The organism is Alteromonas sp. LOR, assembly GCF_000753865.1.
Lineage (GTDB): Bacteria > Pseudomonadota > Gammaproteobacteria > Enterobacterales > Alteromonadaceae > Alteromonas.
Map to the genome: position 1 here is coordinate 140,950 of NZ_JQFW01000050.1, position 14,774 is coordinate 155,723.

Consider the following 14,774-nt stretch of genomic DNA (forward strand, 5'->3'; position numbering starts at 1 on the left):
ATTAGCTAGTGTAACACCTGCGCGGTAATAACCCCCTTATCATTTAGGCGGTTAAAGCGTGGTAAGCACTGCACATCTTGTTGAGCACTGCGCATCTTGTTAAACACTGCGCATCTTGTAAAACACAGCAAAGTGTGTCGGCACGCGACAGCATGCATAATAATAAATTAAACTAAAACAGGCACTCGCACAACGCGTAGAAATATAATGAAACGACTTTATCCGGATGTAACCCGCTATGACGACGGATTTATTGATGTAGGAAACGGGCACTCCCTGTATTTTGAGCAAAGCGGTAATCCAGATGGAATACCCGTCCTCTTTATTCATGGTGGGCCTGGCGCTGGACTCCCCCCTAATTATAAAAGCTTTTTTGACAGCAACAAATACCGCATTATTGGCTATGAACAGCGCGGTTGCGGGCGATCCACTCCCTTAGCAGATACCAATAATAACGATACGTGGCTAAACGTAGACGATATAGACACCCTACGCAGTCACCTTTCTATTCCAGAATTTTTATTGTTTGGCGGCTCTTGGGGGTCAACACTCGCGCTTCTATACGCTCTAAAGTATACCGCCCATGTATCTGGCTTAATTTTACGCGGTGTTTTTCTTGCACGCCAACAGGACAGGGAATGGTTTTTATCTCCACACGGATGCGCAGCCCAGCTTTTCCCCGAGCATTATCGCAAGTTCACAAAAGACATCCCCCCGCCATTGAGCGCAAATGCAGTATGCGAATATTACAGCGCAGTATTGAAGTCAAACAACGATGTACTCAAACATGCTGCGTTGCGACGCTGGTATCAGTGGGAAGAACGTTTATCTAGATTAAGCTTGCCGCCAGGAGTCGGTGACGCCCATTGCCACTACCCCATGCACCTCGTTACGTGCTTAGCAACATTAGAGTGTCACTTTTTGTCCAACAAATGCTTCATTCCTGAAAACTACATTATCGACAATATTGATAAAATAGCGCATATCCCGGGCACGATTATCCACGGTCGCTACGACATGATATGTAAAACGGAAGCTGCTGAGACCTTACATAAAGCGTGGCGGCAAAGCCAACTGCAAATAGTACCGGATGCAGGTCACAGTACCTCAGAGCCTAGTATTGGCTATGCGCTTTGCAGGGCAACACGAGACATGTCACGATTTCTCAAGGAGCAGACCCAGTGATAGGACTAATTCAACGCGTATCTGAAGCAAACGTTACCGTAGACAACAACGTTATTGGTGAAATCGGCCATGGAATGCTTGTACTTCTGGGCGTAGAAAAGGACGATGGCGACGCTGAAATTGAAAAACTCGCAAATAAGCTATGCCGCTACCGCATGTTCAGCGATAGCGATGGGAAAATGAACCTGAATATTGAGCAGGTGGAGGGTGAAATACTGGTTGTGTCTCAGTTTACCTTGGTAGCAGATACACAAAAAGGCAATCGACCTGGTTTCTCTCGTGGCGCATCACCTGCCCATGGCGAAGATATTTACTCACGCTTTGTTGGCGCGCTTAAACAAAAAGGAATGCGTGTTCAAACCGGGGAATTTGGCGCCGACATGAAGGTGGGCCTTATTAATGATGGTCCGGTTACCTTTCAATTTCATGTATAAGCCATGACGGCTAGGGCAGCCTTTATTTGCTTACATAATTAAACTTGTACCCATAGCGCGGTTACGTTTAAATACCAAGTCGACTTTAAAAAAGGCCAGTTTATTGTGTACAAGGTTGTAACACCGAAAAGTGATGCAGAATTTGAAGCCTATTTTCATTTTCGTTGGGAGCATTTGCGTCAACCGTGGAATTTCCCCCCTGGCTCAGAGAAAGATGAATACGAACAAGTTGCAGAACATCGTATTATCACCAATAGAAAGAACGAAATTGTTGCCTGCGGCCGAGTGCATTTAAATACCGCAGAAGAAGCGCAAATAAGGCATATTGCCGTTCACAACGACCATATGCGTAAAGGCTTAGGCCAAATGGTAATGGTTGCGCTAGAAAATGTGGCTAAAGACCTTGGTGCAGTGCGTGCAGTGACAAACAGCCGCGAGATCTCCATCGACTTCTTCGCCTCTTGTGGATTCGTGGTTGAGCGTGAAGCACCCAACGAGCTGGGCATGCTGAAGCGCCAGCAGATGGTGAAAAAATTCACTGAAAATAATACGCTGGTACTTCACCCTAAATGGTGTAAAGCACTTCAGGAAACCTGGTCGGAAACTATCCCTATTACTGAACACATGGGTATTAAATTGTATCAGTACACAGGACGAACGCTGGAAACCAGGGCCTCATTAAACAAAAACATTAATATTCACGGCACCATGTTCGCGGGAAGTATTTTTTCATTGGCCACACTCACTGGCTGGGGACTCATATACCTGCAGCTAAAAGAGCGTGGTTTAAGTGGTGATATTGTATTGGGCGATGGAGATATTCATTACCACAAGCCAATCACAATGAAGCCAAGAGCCATCTGCAATATCGAAACACTGTCTGGCAAATTTGCACCGCTGCAAAAAAATAAAAAAGCCCGTTTCGAACTCAGCGTAGCTATTCTTGATAATGATACCGCAGTAGCAGAATTTGAGGGAGTATTTTGGGTGCTTCCGCCTGAGGCATCTGATAATACCAGTCCGGATAGATAGTTACCCACTCAGCGAGACTTAAAATGTTCGTAATCGCGGCGTGTTACCGCAGGTGCAGTGGTTCTACATGAAGGTGACGCAACAAAGAGTAAGGCAATAAAATAAAAGACATAAAAAAAGCGCCTACTGATGAAGTAAGGCGCTTTTTTCTAATTTACGTCGGCTCAATCAGCCAACCCTAAATTCGTTAGGCTGCAACCATTGCTGCTTGCAGTTTTTTCATCGCGTTCTTTTCAATCTGACGAACACGTTCTGCAGAGACTTCGTACTTGTTCGCTAAATCTTGCAGCGTAATTTTGTTATCAGCCAACCAGCGTGTTTCGATAATATCTTGGCTGCGCTCATCCAGCGTTTTAATCGCTGAATATAAACGTTTGCTTGCTGCGGTATCCCAATCGTTATTAATAACGTCAGTTTCAACATCAGCAGTTTTGTCTTCCAAAAACTGAACAGGCGCAAAGTTGCCGGTTTCGTCTTCGTCGGCCGACAAATCAAATGCCTGATCTTGGCTGCTCATGCGTGCTTCCATTTGCAGCACTTCCTTGGTACTTACACCAAGTTCGTTTGCTACGGTTTGCACTTCTGCGTGGGTAAACCAACCTAGGCGCTTTTTCGCTTTGCGCAGGTTGAAGAAAAGTTTACGCTGAGCTTTTGTTGTCGCTACTTTAACGATGCGCCAATTTTTCAATACAAACTCATGTATTTCGGCTTTTATCCAATGAACGGCAAAAGAAACTAAGCGTACACCCACCGAAGGGTCGAATCGCTTAACCGCCTTCATTAGACCAATATTGCCTTCTTGAATAAGATCAGCTTGCGGTAATCCATAACCTGAATAAGATTTTGCAATATGCACAACAAAGCGAAGGTGCGACATCACTAATTGACGCGCTGCCTCTAAATCTTCATCTTCGCGAAGGCGTACCGCTAACTGACGCTCTTGGTCGGCAGTAAGCATATCAATGCGACCTACAGCCTGCATGTAGCCTTCGATGCTACCGCTGTGTGGCACTGATAACGCCATTGATTGCAAATTGTTGCTCATTGTTCACCTCATTAATCACCGTTCTTCATTACTTATGTAATGTGAACTGCGAGAGACCTAAATAAAAGAAAAGAAGCCCAAACGATATGTTGGTATGGGGACAACTGTTACAGTATCAAGACCTGTAGATCAAAAAAAAGTTCAAATCCCTAACAACATACCATCAAATACCAATGATAAAATATCTTTATCGACATTTTCAATATGTATACGTCAATTTCAACACTAAAACCGCGCTACAATAATAGGTCTTTAACATTACCTAAGTATACCGCAATTCCGTATAGATCGTTCACTTTTGGTCTCACTTAATTGCGGCTTAGCGATAATAGTAAACGCAAAAGGTCACAATAAACGTCGATAATGAAAGCAAACAACAAGCTTAAAAATAAGAGCCCACATAGGAGTAAGGATAAGAGCAAAAACAATAGATAGTAGAGTAAAACGTTGTACACGTTTAACCCAGCATGTAATCTTGTTGTTATATACTGTGATATTGTGTGAACTGTATTGTCATCTCGCGCATTTATATGCAGTAACAGGCATTAAAAACAACAATAACCTCATTGCCTAGAAAGATTGCTCAAGGATAATTATGTTTGCATACGTCGCCAGACAGCCAATATTTAACGTAGATAGGGAAGTTTACGCTTACGAACTGCTCTTTCGCGTAGGTGAAGATAATTGCTTTCCAGACATTCCTCCCGACGAAGCAACGTCTAAAATACTCACGTCTACACACCTTAGTCTTGGTATTGAAGAAATAGCTGGGGACAAAAAAGCGTTTATTAACTTTCATCGCGATACGCTCATGTTCCGTTTCCCTACCTCACTAGACGCCAACAAAGTGGTTATAGAAATTGTAGAAACGGTCAATGTAGATGATGCCCTTGTAGCCGCGTGCAAACACATTCGCGGGCTAGGCTACCCCATTGCCCTTGATGATTACGATATGCATGGTAAATGGGAAGCTTTTATGCCCTTTACTAGCGTCGTTAAGATTGATATCACAGAGATAGCCCACGACAAAATTCCTGCACTGGTAGAACGCTTTAAAGCGAACAAAATGAAGTTAGTGGCAGAAAAGATTGAAACCTACGAGGAGTTCCATAAGTTTAAGGAAATGGGGTTCGACTACTTTCAAGGCTATTTTCTTGCACGCCCTGAAATTGTAAGGCATCGCAAGTTAGGCCCAAACAACCTTACAATGTTAGAGCTACTGGCGCTAAGTAGTGAGGCGTCTCTTGACCTTGAAAAAGTTAAAACCATCATGGAAAGAGACCCGTCGTTAACGTATTTACTGCTGCGGTTTATTAACAATCCAATGGTTAATAAACGCCACACAATTAATTCGCTCAAGCACGCATTAAATTTCATGGGCGAAGTGGAAGTTAAGAAGTTTCTCTCGTTGCTAGCCTTAGCAAACCTAAGCGAAGGTCAGCCCACCGAACTCATGCAGATGGCTTTAGTTAGGGCGAAATTTTGCGAACTAGCCTACCTTGCCGTAAGCAAAGATAAGAATTCCCATACTGGTTTTTTAGCTGGTTTGCTCTCACTGCTCGACGCCATGATGGAACAGCGTATTGAGGACTTAGTTAATAAAGTACCGATTGACGACGATGTAAAAGATGCGCTTTGCGGCAAACCCAATTTACTCAGGGAGTGCCTTACCTTGTCTCAGCATTTTGAGACGGCGCGATGGGCAGGCATTAAGCAATTTGCCGCCAAATACAAAGTTAATCAGGCCCTACTTCATAGCTATTACAACGAAGCCATAAAATGGGCGAAGCATATTCACAATGCCGCGCTTGATAAAGACTAGTTCGTCAAAAAGCTGATTAGTCAAAAAGGCTTACTCATCAAAAGCCTAGATTGTCAAAAGAGCAGTATGCGAAAAAAGTGGTGCGCTGAAAGAGAATGACTCTTTGATAAACTGGTAGTCATTAAATTAACAGTATTAGTATTGTGCGAAAAGGCTCATTATCATAATCTTATCGCCAGTTCTCATCCTCTACCTGCGGGTTATTTGAGCGCTCAGAGCCACTATAATAAGTTAAGAGTTTAGGTTTAAGGTCGATAATCTCTTCCTAATAGACTAAAAAATAGTAAAAAGCGGTTATACGTTAGCTGAGGCAATACGCCTAGTAGCACAAAATTATTTAGCGCCTTATCAGGGATCACATATGTTCGCGTTTATAGCTCGTCAGCCAATTCTAGATAAAGAAAAAAGTGTATTTGCCTACGAGCTACTTTTCAGAGATGGAAAAGGCGGCGCTTACCCAGAACACCAAGAAGAAAAGTCTAAATTTATCGCTGATAATTTTCACCCTCTCGGGCTTGATGACATTAGCGGTGAAAAAACATCGTTTATTACGTTTTCAACCGACACCCTTGTGTCGCGTTTTCCCACAAACTTAAACCCCGAGTCTGTGGTTGTTGAGCTTGCTAACCCAGCTGATACGAGCAATGGTTTATTTGAAGCGTGTCAGCATATCAAGCAAATGGGATTTAAGCTTGCCATCGACGATCCAATGATGATTGGGTCTGAACATGATATTTTTCCACTTATCGATATTGTAAAAGTAGATGTATCTAAAGCCCGTTTTGAAAACGTTGAAAAACACATCCCACGCTATCGTGAAGAGAACAAAAAGCTCGTTGCCGAGCAGGTAGATACCCAAGACAGTTTCGCATCCTGTATCGACCTTGGGTTTGATTTCTTCCAGGGTTACTTTTTCTCTCAGCCAGAAGCGCGAATTCTTAAACAGCTGCCCGCTTCTAAAATGAATATTGTTGATTTGATGGCTGAAAGTGGCAAAGTGAATTTTGACATTGCCCGTACCACACAAATTATTGAGCGTGATGCTACGTTAAGCTTTTTGCTTCTTAAATTTATTAACAACCCTGCCATCAATAAACGCTATAAAATCACCTCCCTTAAACACGCACTAAATTATATGGGCGAGGTAGAGATTAAGAAGTTTATTGCACTGCTAAGCCTGACGAATATTGCCGACGATAAACCCCTTGAGATCATTCACATGTCGTTGGTGAGAGCGAAGTTCTTTGACTTATTGGCTGAGCGACGAGGCTTTAAAAACAATCCTCCTATCGCATTTTTGGTTGGGTTATTTTCACTGCTTGAAGGGCTGCTCGATCAATCGATGACCGATATCGTTAAACAGCTTCCGCTGTCTGATGATGTTAACGACGCTTTATTGGGGAAAAACAGGGAGCTGAACAACTATTCAGCCCTTGTGCGCGGCTTCGAAAGCGCAATCTGGATGACAGTGATAAAGCAGGCCAAGTTGCTCGACATCGACCAGAAACAGCTTCACGTACTGTACAATCAGGCTATCGTGTGGGGCAACGGCATTAGAAGCGCTATTTCAGCTCACTTTCCAACGGCAAGAGCCGAAGGCTAAAGTAACGCGAGCTGTGGTTTTATCTAGCTTCTATTTGAGCTCTATTGACGTTCTGCTAGCACCCTATTTGGGCTCTATTTGACGAACGTGACGCTGAACAGAAATAAGCGAACCCAGTAGACCAAGCAATACTGAAAGCCCTAGCATAGTGAGTAATGCACTGCCGGTAAGCCCAGTAATATTAAACTCTTTTTGGTACATTGCGGCAAAGGTGGTAATACTGCTGTCCATCCACCACAAAATAATAATAACGGCAAACCACGCCATCAGCCCGCCTAAAAGCCCATACCAAAAACCCGTATACAAAAAGGGACGATGAATAAAGGCGTCTGTTGCCCCCACCAGCTTCATCACCACTATTTCATCGTATTTATTGAGAATATTCAGACGAATGGTGTTGCCGATAATCAGCACAACCGCAATGAAGAGCAGCACGCCAATCAGCATCACCAAGTCGCTCGCTATCGCAATAACAGCGTAAAGCCGCTCTAGCCATTCAATGTCCAACTTGCCAATATCGACCTCTCGTTGCTGCCTTAATCTATCTAGCAGTGCACGAGCGGCACTTGGCGACGCGTTTTTATCGGTAGGAGTAACGAGTACCACATCAGGTAAGGGGTTTTTCTCCAAGTACGCAATAGCATCACCTAGCCCCGATAAATGCTGAAACTCCTTGAGCGCATCATCAGCGGGAATATAAACCACACTTTCAATTTCTTGCCAGGTATTCAGCCGTGTCACCAACTGCTGAGAACGGTTAGCACTTATATTGGGTGTGAGGAATAAGGATATTTCCGATGCTTGCTCCCACCCCGCTGTAATTTTCTCTGTATTCTTAACCATGATGTACAAGGTACTTGGTAAGGTAATACTTAGCCCGAGCACACCAATGGTCATTAACGACGCGAGTGGCTGACGCCAAAGCTCACCTAAACTCGATAGTGCTTGTCTAACATGACTCACGAAGAACATGACGAAGGCTTGCAGCACTGACACTTTTGAAGAAGACGCGCCTTTTGCTCGCCCTTTAAAAAGAATACTCATCGTCGGTCACCCTCGCTGTGGCTGCCGGAGAAGTCGCTATCGGTAAGCCCGTCAGTAATCATTTGCCCGTTTTTCAACGTGAGCGTGCGATAGCGCATGCGTGCTATGAGTCCTAAATCATGGGTAGCGATGAGCACTGAAACACCCGCTTGGTTAAAATCTTCAAACAAACGAATAATTTCCATGGACAGTTTAGGGTCTAAATTACCGGTAGGCTCATCGGCCAGCAGTAACGGTGGTTTGTTAACCACGGCTCTGGCGATACCTACACGCTGCTGCTCTCCGCCAGAAAGGGTTATAGGCAAACTGCGGCTTTTATCCCGTAGTCCAACCATCTCCAGCGCAGCATCAACCCGCTTGCGAATTTCTTTGTGCGTATAACCTTCTATAACGAGAGGCAAAGCAACGTTATCAGCAACGGTTTTGTCCATTAACAGCTGGTGGCTTTGAAATATCATGCCGATATCGCGACGTATAAACGCAATGTCTCGTCGGGTTATTTTATTCAGATCGTGGCCGTTAATTAAAACGCGGCCCACAGTAGGACGTTCCATAATACTAATGAGTTTGAGCAAGGTACTTTTACCTGCACCTGAATGCCCAGTTAAAAAGGCCATCTCGCCAGGCGCAATGTGAAAGTTCACCTTGCTTAATGCCCGCTGACCACCGGGATAGGTTTTGCTTACCTGCTCAAACTTTATCATTTTAAAACCCTACAACCTGAATCAACTAGCTTGCTGGTGTATCTAACTCGCTAAACAGGGCGTCAATAAACTCTTCGCCATCGAACTGGCGCAGGTCGTCAATACTCTCGCCCACACCAATGTACCGTATAGGAATACCGAACTGATCTGCAACTGAAAAGATAACGCCGCCTTTTGCAGTGCCATCTAACTTCGTTAACGTTATTCCGGTTAAGCCCACCGCTTCGTTAAATAGCTTGGCTTGGCTAATCGCGTTTTGCCCTGTTCCAGCATCTAGCGTTAACATAACCTCATGGGGTGCATTAGGGTTAAGCTTTTTCATTACCCTAACCACTTTTTTGAGCTCTTCCATCAGGTTGTCTTTATTTTGTAAGCGTCCTGCCGTATCGGCAATCAGTATGTCCGTCCCGCGAGATTTGGCCGCTTCCAATGCATCGTAAAGCACTGAAGCACTGTCTGCACCGGTGTGCTGAGCAATAACTGGAATGCTGTTGCGCTCGCCCCATACTTGAAGCTGCTCTACTGCGGCGGCGCGGAACGTATCTCCCGCTGCTAACATGACTTTTTTGCCCTGCTGCTGAAACTGCTTGGCCAGCTTTCCGATAGTGGTGGTTTTACCGACGCCGTTAACGCCAACCATAAGAATAACAAACGGCCCTTCGTCAGAATTGTGCTTTTGTAACGCGTCGCTTAGCGGTACATTCACATTCGCCAACATGCCTGACATTTGCTGCTTTAAAATATCTAACAAGGCTTCAGCGTCTTTAAGATCTTTACGAGAAGCACTGTCGGTAAGGTGTTTGATGATTTTCTGCGTCGTATCCATACCCACATCGGCAACGAGCAACTGTGTTTCTAAGTCTTCGTAAAGCTCATCATCAATGGCTTTGCCTTTAAATAAGCTAACAATGCCACTACCAAGGTTTTCTTTGGTGCGCGATAGGCTTTCTTTTAGGCGAGCAAATAAGGATTTCTTTTCCTTGGCTTGCGGCGCATCTTTAGCTTGCGGCGTCTCTTTCACTTGAGGCTCTAATTCAGCTTCGCCAAGCTCGCCGTCAATCGTCTCTTCTTCTGCGCTAACTGGAGTATTCGCTTCAGCAGTGGCCTCAGTACTGTTAGTAGAAGAGCCGTCAGCGGTAATTTTTGCTGCAGTATCGGCCACGGCTTCAGAGGTAAGAGAATCAGAGGCTAGCGAATCAGAAGTTTGTGCCTCAGAAGATGAAGTATCAACTATTGAAACGTCAGCTTTTTGCAAAGCTTTTTCTTCTGCAAGCACTTCTGCTTCAACACTGGCTGCTGAGGCATCGTCTAGCGGCGTTGCTGCTTCATCAAAAGACGTTGAAGCAGACGCGCCTGCTTCATCAGATGAGAAATCTAAAGGCTGCTTTTCTTCACTTTCAACAGCGTCAACAACCGTATTGTGAATCGCTTCGTTCCCGTCAGTGACAGTAGGCGTAATTTGAGAGGCAGCCTCTTGCTGCTCTACATTTGCCGTTGTCTGGGTAGATACTGTCTCAGCAGGTTTTTCTGACGACTTATCGTCTAGCGCAGTTTCACCAACAGCCTCGACTTTTTCTGTCTCGGCTGTTTCAACCTTCGCCGCATTGACTTCGGTGCTCTCTAACGCGGAGCTCTCTACCTCTTTTTTGTCGGCAACAGGGTTCGCCGCTTCCTGTGCAGCCTGCTCTTTTGCTTGCTGCTCTTTTTGTTTCTCTGCTTTTTTGTTCTTGCTGAACCAGCCAAAGAGTTTCGACATTGTTAGGACAAATCCTTATAAATTCTGAACAAATTCGGCTACACTTGCCGTCTAATATATAAAAGCATGATACCACTGTCAGTCACTATGAAGCGAGTTTCTCACCCGTCAAGGGGCATATCTTCTACAAAAAAACGCCAGCCAGCAAAATTAGACAAAAAAAAGCGAGGGCTTATCCGCATTATTAGCGGTCAATGGCGTGGAAAACGACTTCCCGTGCTCGATGCTGAAGGGTTGAGACCCACTACTGACAGAAACAAAGAAACCTTGTTTAATTGGCTAATGGCCTACGTTGACGATGCCAAATGTTTAGATGTTTTCGCGGGTTCTGGGGGTTTAGGCTTAGAAGCCTTGTCTCGCTATGCGAGTCGGTGTGACTTTATTGAGTTAGACAGGCAAGCCAGCGAGCAATTAAGTAAAAACCTACAAACGCTTAACGTTAATGATTCTAACGTAGCTAAAGTACATCAAGGTGATGCCCTAAAAGTGGTTAAACAGTTAACCGGCACACAGTACGACATCGTGTTTATCGACCCGCCATTTTATCAACATTTGGTAGCACCCGTCGTCAGTGAAATAGTGAACGCAAACCTTGTTTGTGAAGGCAGCATGATTTACATCGAGCACGAAACCGAGCTTGAATCATTGCCACTTCCTAGTCACTGGCATGTGGTAAAAGAAAAGCGAACTGGCTCATTGGTGTACATGCTTGTTGAAGTAGGCGAGACAAGCCCGCCCGTCTTAGAATACGCCTAACTTAAATCAAGACCAATATTTGACATACCAGCCTCAAGCGCAAGGGCTCGCATATCGTCGGCCGCTTTCGCTGGCGATTTCGCTTGCTCAATATAGTCAAGCAGCTCGTTTTGCACTTCTACTTCAAACGCCATTAATGGGTGGTCTTTCACTGAGTCGTCATCGGCTTCGCCCGTGGCAAGCAAGTACGCCTCAACGCTGCCTTGAGAAAGCTTGCTAATGACTACTGCGCCCTGAGGGTCGTCGCCAGCGACGAGGTTAAGCAAGGAAGCAAGGCCAATAGCCGCATCGATAGCAGGATAAACGCCATAGTTGTCGTGAGATTCTGTATCAGGCGTAGCCACTTCCACTTTTTCAAGCTGAACCGCCATATTGAATTTACTCTTTGGTGACTTTAGGGTTTCCCAAACCAAATTAAGGCAGTTTCTAAGCGCTGGTGCATCGCCAGATTCTGTAACTTCGCAAAATAAAGCGTAGTTTGGCAGCATCCGTTCAAGCAGTGCTGCCGCAAACGCAATGGCCTTGTGACCTTCTAACGCTCTTACACGAGCGAATGTATTTAGTTTTTGCTTTGCCATTAAAGTGCTCCAGCGGCGTGGATAAAGTATTTGGTAACGCCATCAAGTAGCATCTGAATGGCAATCATGACTAGGATCATACCCATTAATCGCTCCATAGCAACTAAACCGCGTTCACCGAGTATTTTATGAAATACATTGGAAAACATAAGGATCACCGCGCTAATTGACCATGACGCCGCAAGCGCAATAGACCAATCAGTCATTCGATCGGGAGATTGATTCGCCAATAATATTAATGCGGCCAGCGTAGATGGCCCTGCAATCATTGGAATAGCAAGAGGCACAAGAAAGGGTTCTTCTCCCACTGCAAGACCACTTGGATTTCCCGATGATGGAAAAATCATTTTTAATGCAATGAGAAACAAAATTATACCACCCGCAATACTGACGGTTTCTTGTTCAACATTGAGAAAATTAAGTACCGACTGACCGCTAAATAAAAATAGAAATAGGATGAATAGTGCAAACAGCAGCTCTCTTATTAAAATAAACTGGCGACGTTTAGGCTCTATCGATTTCAGAACCGACATAAACACGGGTAAATTGCCCAGCGGATCCATGATCAAAAAAAGCATAATCGCGGCGGACCAAGTATCCATTGTTGTTTATCTCCGGTAGAAAGTGTGTCAAAACACGCTGATGGCGTTGAACAATCGCTTGCGCTGCTATAAAAGCGTAATGGTAAACTAACTCCACCAGGTAAAAAACACTTAACGCATTCATATATTTAAATAAGGTCGTGTTGACCATCATTTTCTACATTTAGCCCTGCCGTCCACGTCTAAACTGCTTGGGACAGCTTTTTTGCGGCTTTCTTGATAAATTTCGTCTATATTATTCATTATTCTCGACCAACAGCACTCATTTTGAAACATCTTGAGCGTCTTATTTTGAGCAACATATAGCCACGCTAGCTGTCTAGCTATGATATATGAACATGGTGGCTCAATATGACAAGTAAGCAGCGCTGTCTGGAGTGGGCGTTAGATATTCTACTCGTCTCATTGTGTGGCTGAGCTAACAAAGGTCTGAGTGCTGGTAAGAGACCTGTCGCTGTTGTACTGCCAACACGAACAGGGGAATGAGCTTTTACTATAAAAGCTACGATTGCTATTTCTATTACAAAAACAATATACGGAATTGAAACAATGAGTTTAATGACAGTGAATGAAGTTGCCGCTTTTTTAGGTGTTCAAGATGTACGTGTAGAACGTCTAGAGCGTGAGAGCCTGTTAGTTGCGAAAGAAAAGGATACCGATGGTAATCCGCTTTTCGATAGTGGCGATGTAGAACGTTATAAAAAGCTCGCTGAGCGTTTAGGCGGAATTTAATAAAGAAGGGAGCTGCATCTACAGCTCCCTTTTTGGCATTTAAAACGTGTACTTCTCGCTTGTGCTTACTATCAGCACAAGCATTAACGACCTATGCTTTAAAGTCGTGAAGCATTCTTGCAATAGTGCGAATGCCTTTTGCCGTGGCACCAACTGGCATTTCAGCAGTCGCACCACCGTGATACGCTGCGGCCAAGTCTAAATGGATCCAGCCCTCAGGCTTCACAAAGCGCGATAAAAACCCTGCCGCGTTCGACGCACCGCCACCACCGCCGCCTTTCATAGGACGACTGTTTGCAGTGTCAGCAAACGCCGATGGACAGCGGTCTGCGTGGAAAGGCTCTAGTGGTAATGCCCAAAAACGTTCGTTTTCTGCTTTAGCAGCATTGAGCATCTGCTCTTTTGCATTATCATCCATCGAGAATACAGCGTGATAATCTGAACCTAACGCAACCATTGCCGCTCCGGTCAGTGTTGCAGCATCAATAATTAACGGCGCGCCAGTGTCTGTAGCCGCCATTAGACCATCAGCCAGTACGAGTCGTCCTTCAGCATCGGTATTCACTACTTCTACCGTCACACCATTTTTATATGTCAGTACATCACCTAGCTTGTAAGCGTGACCACTGATAAGGTTTTCAGCGCAACACAATATCAGTTGAATACGCTTTTCAATCCCTTGTGTAATGGCTAAACCAAGTGCTCCTGTTACCGTTGCGGCACCGCCCATATCGCATTTCATATCAAGCATGCCTTCACTTGATTTGATGCTGTAACCACCGCTATCAAAGGTAATACCCTTACCAACTAATACAGCATCTATAGGTGCATCGGCGTTGCCTGTAGGGTTGTAGTCAAGCACAAGCATAGCCGGCGGACGCTCGCTCCCTCTACCCACATTATAAATGCCTACCCAACCTTCGTTTTTTAGCTCTTCGCCGACCGTCATGGTGTAATTAACCTTGTCTTTACCCAATGACTTTAGCCAATCAGCGGCGCGCTGGGCTAATGTTTCAGGGCTCAAATCTTCTGGCGTGTCATTGACAAGCTGTCGAGTGAATAATAAGGCAGCATATTCTTGCTCTAACGTCGCTTTGTCGCTGTTATTTGCCCACGTTATACTCGCGGGGTTTCTAGCTCTGGTGAAACTTAATGCAAAGGCCCACTGCTGCTCTTTGCTCCATTCACCCGCTAGCGTAACGCCTGGCAAGCTGAGAGAATCAAGCTTTCGGGCAGCTTGTTGAATAGTGCGCTCATTGGCGCTGTCATCGGGCAAGTGAATTACAGCACCTGACTCTACGAAAGAAAGCTTAGCGTTATCTCCCCACGACGCATTAGCTGATTGAGTAGAAAGACTTACGGTAAATTCTGCCATTATGTTTTAATCCTTATATACTATTGTTCGCTTTGTTGTCCGTATCTGTTGCTAAGGCGAGTGTCGAAAGCCTTAGCCAGTAATAGCTTGCAGTACGTAAAACAAC

At 44.8% G+C, this 14,774-nt stretch carries 14 protein-coding genes; 7 read left to right on the top strand and 7 right to left on the bottom strand.

The genetic code is table 11. The features are described from left to right. Positions 1–207 precede the first annotated feature (207 nt). The 3 genes from pip (at position 208) to JV36_RS0115310 (ending at position 2,651) form a co-directional block, all read left to right on the top strand. The gene (pip, locus tag JV36_RS0115300; RefSeq protein WP_032094952.1) at positions 208–1,185 is read left to right on the top strand and encodes a prolyl aminopeptidase; all 978 of its coding nucleotides are present in this window, start codon (positions 208–210) and stop codon (positions 1,183–1,185) included. Continuing rightward, the gene (gene dtd, locus JV36_RS0115305; RefSeq protein ID WP_032094953.1) at positions 1,182–1,619 is read left to right on the top strand and encodes a D-aminoacyl-tRNA deacylase; all 438 of its coding nucleotides are present in this window, start codon (positions 1,182–1,184) and stop codon (positions 1,617–1,619) included. The genes pip and dtd overlap by 4 nt, the downstream gene beginning before the upstream one ends. A 105-nt stretch (positions 1,620–1,724) precedes the next feature. Further along, positions 1,725–2,651, top strand: coding sequence for a bifunctional GNAT family N-acetyltransferase/hotdog fold thioesterase (locus tag JV36_RS0115310; RefSeq protein WP_032094954.1), 927 nt, complete (start codon positions 1,725–1,727; stop codon positions 2,649–2,651). A 187-nt stretch (positions 2,652–2,838) separates the two neighbouring features. Here JV36_RS0115310 and rpoH read toward each other — a convergent pair whose 3' ends face one another. Continuing rightward, positions 2,839–3,696: an RNA polymerase sigma factor RpoH gene (rpoH, locus tag JV36_RS0115315; RefSeq protein WP_032094955.1), complete on the bottom strand. Its 858-nt coding sequence runs from the start codon at positions 3,694–3,696 to the stop codon at positions 2,839–2,841. A 595-nt stretch (positions 3,697–4,291) separates the two neighbouring features. On the opposite strand from rpoH, the gene JV36_RS0115320 reads away from it, so the two are divergent. Further along, positions 4,292–5,518 carry an EAL and HDOD domain-containing protein gene (locus tag JV36_RS0115320; RefSeq protein WP_032094956.1) on the top strand — a complete coding sequence of 409 codons (1,227 nt, stop codon included), beginning with the start codon at positions 4,292–4,294 and terminating at the stop codon, positions 5,516–5,518. A gap of 361 nt (positions 5,519–5,879) precedes the next feature. Then, positions 5,880–7,121: an EAL and HDOD domain-containing protein gene (locus JV36_RS0115325; protein WP_032094957.1), complete on the top strand. Its 1,242-nt coding sequence runs from the start codon at positions 5,880–5,882 to the stop codon at positions 7,119–7,121. Positions 7,122–7,184: 63 nt separating this feature from the next. Here the strand turns inward: JV36_RS0115325 and ftsX are convergent, their stop codons facing one another. The 3 genes from ftsX to ftsY are packed head-to-tail and all read right to left on the bottom strand — an operon-like array spanning position 7,185 to position 10,625. Further along, the gene (ftsX, locus tag JV36_RS0115330; RefSeq protein WP_032094958.1) at positions 7,185–8,165 is read right to left on the bottom strand and encodes a permease-like cell division protein FtsX; all 981 of its coding nucleotides are present in this window, start codon (positions 8,163–8,165) and stop codon (positions 7,185–7,187) included. Continuing rightward, the gene (ftsE, locus tag JV36_RS0115335; protein WP_032094959.1) at positions 8,162–8,869 is read right to left on the bottom strand and encodes a cell division ATP-binding protein FtsE; all 708 of its coding nucleotides are present in this window, start codon (positions 8,867–8,869) and stop codon (positions 8,162–8,164) included. The genes ftsX and ftsE overlap by 4 nt, the downstream gene beginning before the upstream one ends. A 25-nt stretch (positions 8,870–8,894) precedes the next feature. Beyond that, positions 8,895–10,625, bottom strand: a complete 1,731-nt coding sequence (gene ftsY, locus JV36_RS0115340) for a signal recognition particle-docking protein FtsY (protein ID WP_032094960.1) — start codon at positions 10,623–10,625, stop codon at positions 8,895–8,897. 66 nt (positions 10,626–10,691) lie between these two features. Here ftsY and rsmD point away from each other — a divergent pair, with 66 nt between their 5' ends. Next, entirely contained in the window at positions 10,692–11,381 is a 690-nt protein-coding gene (gene rsmD, locus JV36_RS0115345) for a 16S rRNA (guanine(966)-N(2))-methyltransferase RsmD (RefSeq protein WP_081926646.1), read from the top strand. Here rsmD and JV36_RS0115350 read toward each other — a convergent pair. Further along, entirely contained in the window at positions 11,378–11,959 is a 582-nt protein-coding gene (locus JV36_RS0115350; RefSeq protein WP_032094961.1) for a YjaG family protein, read from the bottom strand. The genes rsmD and JV36_RS0115350 overlap by 4 nt on opposite strands. Then, positions 11,959–12,561, bottom strand: coding sequence for a YhgN family NAAT transporter (locus JV36_RS0115355; RefSeq protein ID WP_032094962.1), 603 nt, complete (start codon positions 12,559–12,561; stop codon positions 11,959–11,961). The genes JV36_RS0115350 and JV36_RS0115355 overlap by 1 nt, the downstream gene beginning before the upstream one ends. A gap of 549 nt (positions 12,562–13,110) precedes the next feature. On the opposite strand from JV36_RS0115355, the gene JV36_RS0115360 reads away from it, so the two are divergent. Next, on the top strand, positions 13,111–13,293 hold the full coding sequence (locus tag JV36_RS0115360) for a hypothetical protein (RefSeq protein ID WP_032094963.1): 183 nt from the start codon (positions 13,111–13,113) through the stop codon (positions 13,291–13,293). Positions 13,294–13,384: 91 nt separating this feature from the next. Here JV36_RS0115360 and pepB read toward each other — a convergent pair whose 3' ends face one another. Then, on the bottom strand, positions 13,385–14,668 hold the full coding sequence (pepB, locus tag JV36_RS0115365) for an aminopeptidase PepB (protein WP_032094964.1): 1,284 nt from the start codon (positions 14,666–14,668) through the stop codon (positions 13,385–13,387). Positions 14,669–14,774 lie beyond the last annotated feature (106 nt).

Excerpts from the sequence above, each read along its gene's own strand:
- JV36_RS0115350 (WP_032094961.1), bottom strand. The coding sequence starts at position 11,959 with ATGGCAAAGCAAAAACTAAATACATTCGCTCGTGTAAGAGCGTTAGAA.
- JV36_RS0115360 (WP_032094963.1), top strand. The coding sequence starts at position 13,111 with ATGAGTTTAATGACAGTGAATGAAGTTGCCGCTTTTTTAGGTGTTCAA.
- ftsY (WP_032094960.1), bottom strand. The coding sequence starts at position 10,625 with ATGTCGAAACTCTTTGGCTGGTTCAGCAAGAACAAAAAAGCAGAGAAA.
- ftsE (WP_032094959.1), bottom strand. The coding sequence starts at position 8,869 with ATGATAAAGTTTGAGCAGGTAAGCAAAACCTATCCCGGTGGTCAGCGG.
- rpoH (WP_032094955.1), bottom strand. The coding sequence starts at position 3,696 with ATGAGCAACAATTTGCAATCAATGGCGTTATCAGTGCCACACAGCGGT.
- JV36_RS0115325 (WP_032094957.1), top strand. The coding sequence starts at position 5,880 with ATGTTCGCGTTTATAGCTCGTCAGCCAATTCTAGATAAAGAAAAAAGT.
- JV36_RS0115355 (WP_032094962.1), bottom strand. The coding sequence starts at position 12,561 with ATGGATACTTGGTCCGCCGCGATTATGCTTTTTTTGATCATGGATCCG.
- rsmD (WP_081926646.1), top strand. The coding sequence starts at position 10,692 with ATGATACCACTGTCAGTCACTATGAAGCGAGTTTCTCACCCGTCAAGG.
- ftsX (WP_032094958.1), bottom strand. The coding sequence starts at position 8,165 with ATGAGTATTCTTTTTAAAGGGCGAGCAAAAGGCGCGTCTTCTTCAAAA.
- pepB (WP_032094964.1), bottom strand. The coding sequence starts at position 14,668 with ATGGCAGAATTTACCGTAAGTCTTTCTACTCAATCAGCTAATGCGTCG.
- JV36_RS0115320 (WP_032094956.1), top strand. The coding sequence starts at position 4,292 with ATGTTTGCATACGTCGCCAGACAGCCAATATTTAACGTAGATAGGGAA.
- pip (WP_032094952.1), top strand. The coding sequence starts at position 208 with ATGAAACGACTTTATCCGGATGTAACCCGCTATGACGACGGATTTATT.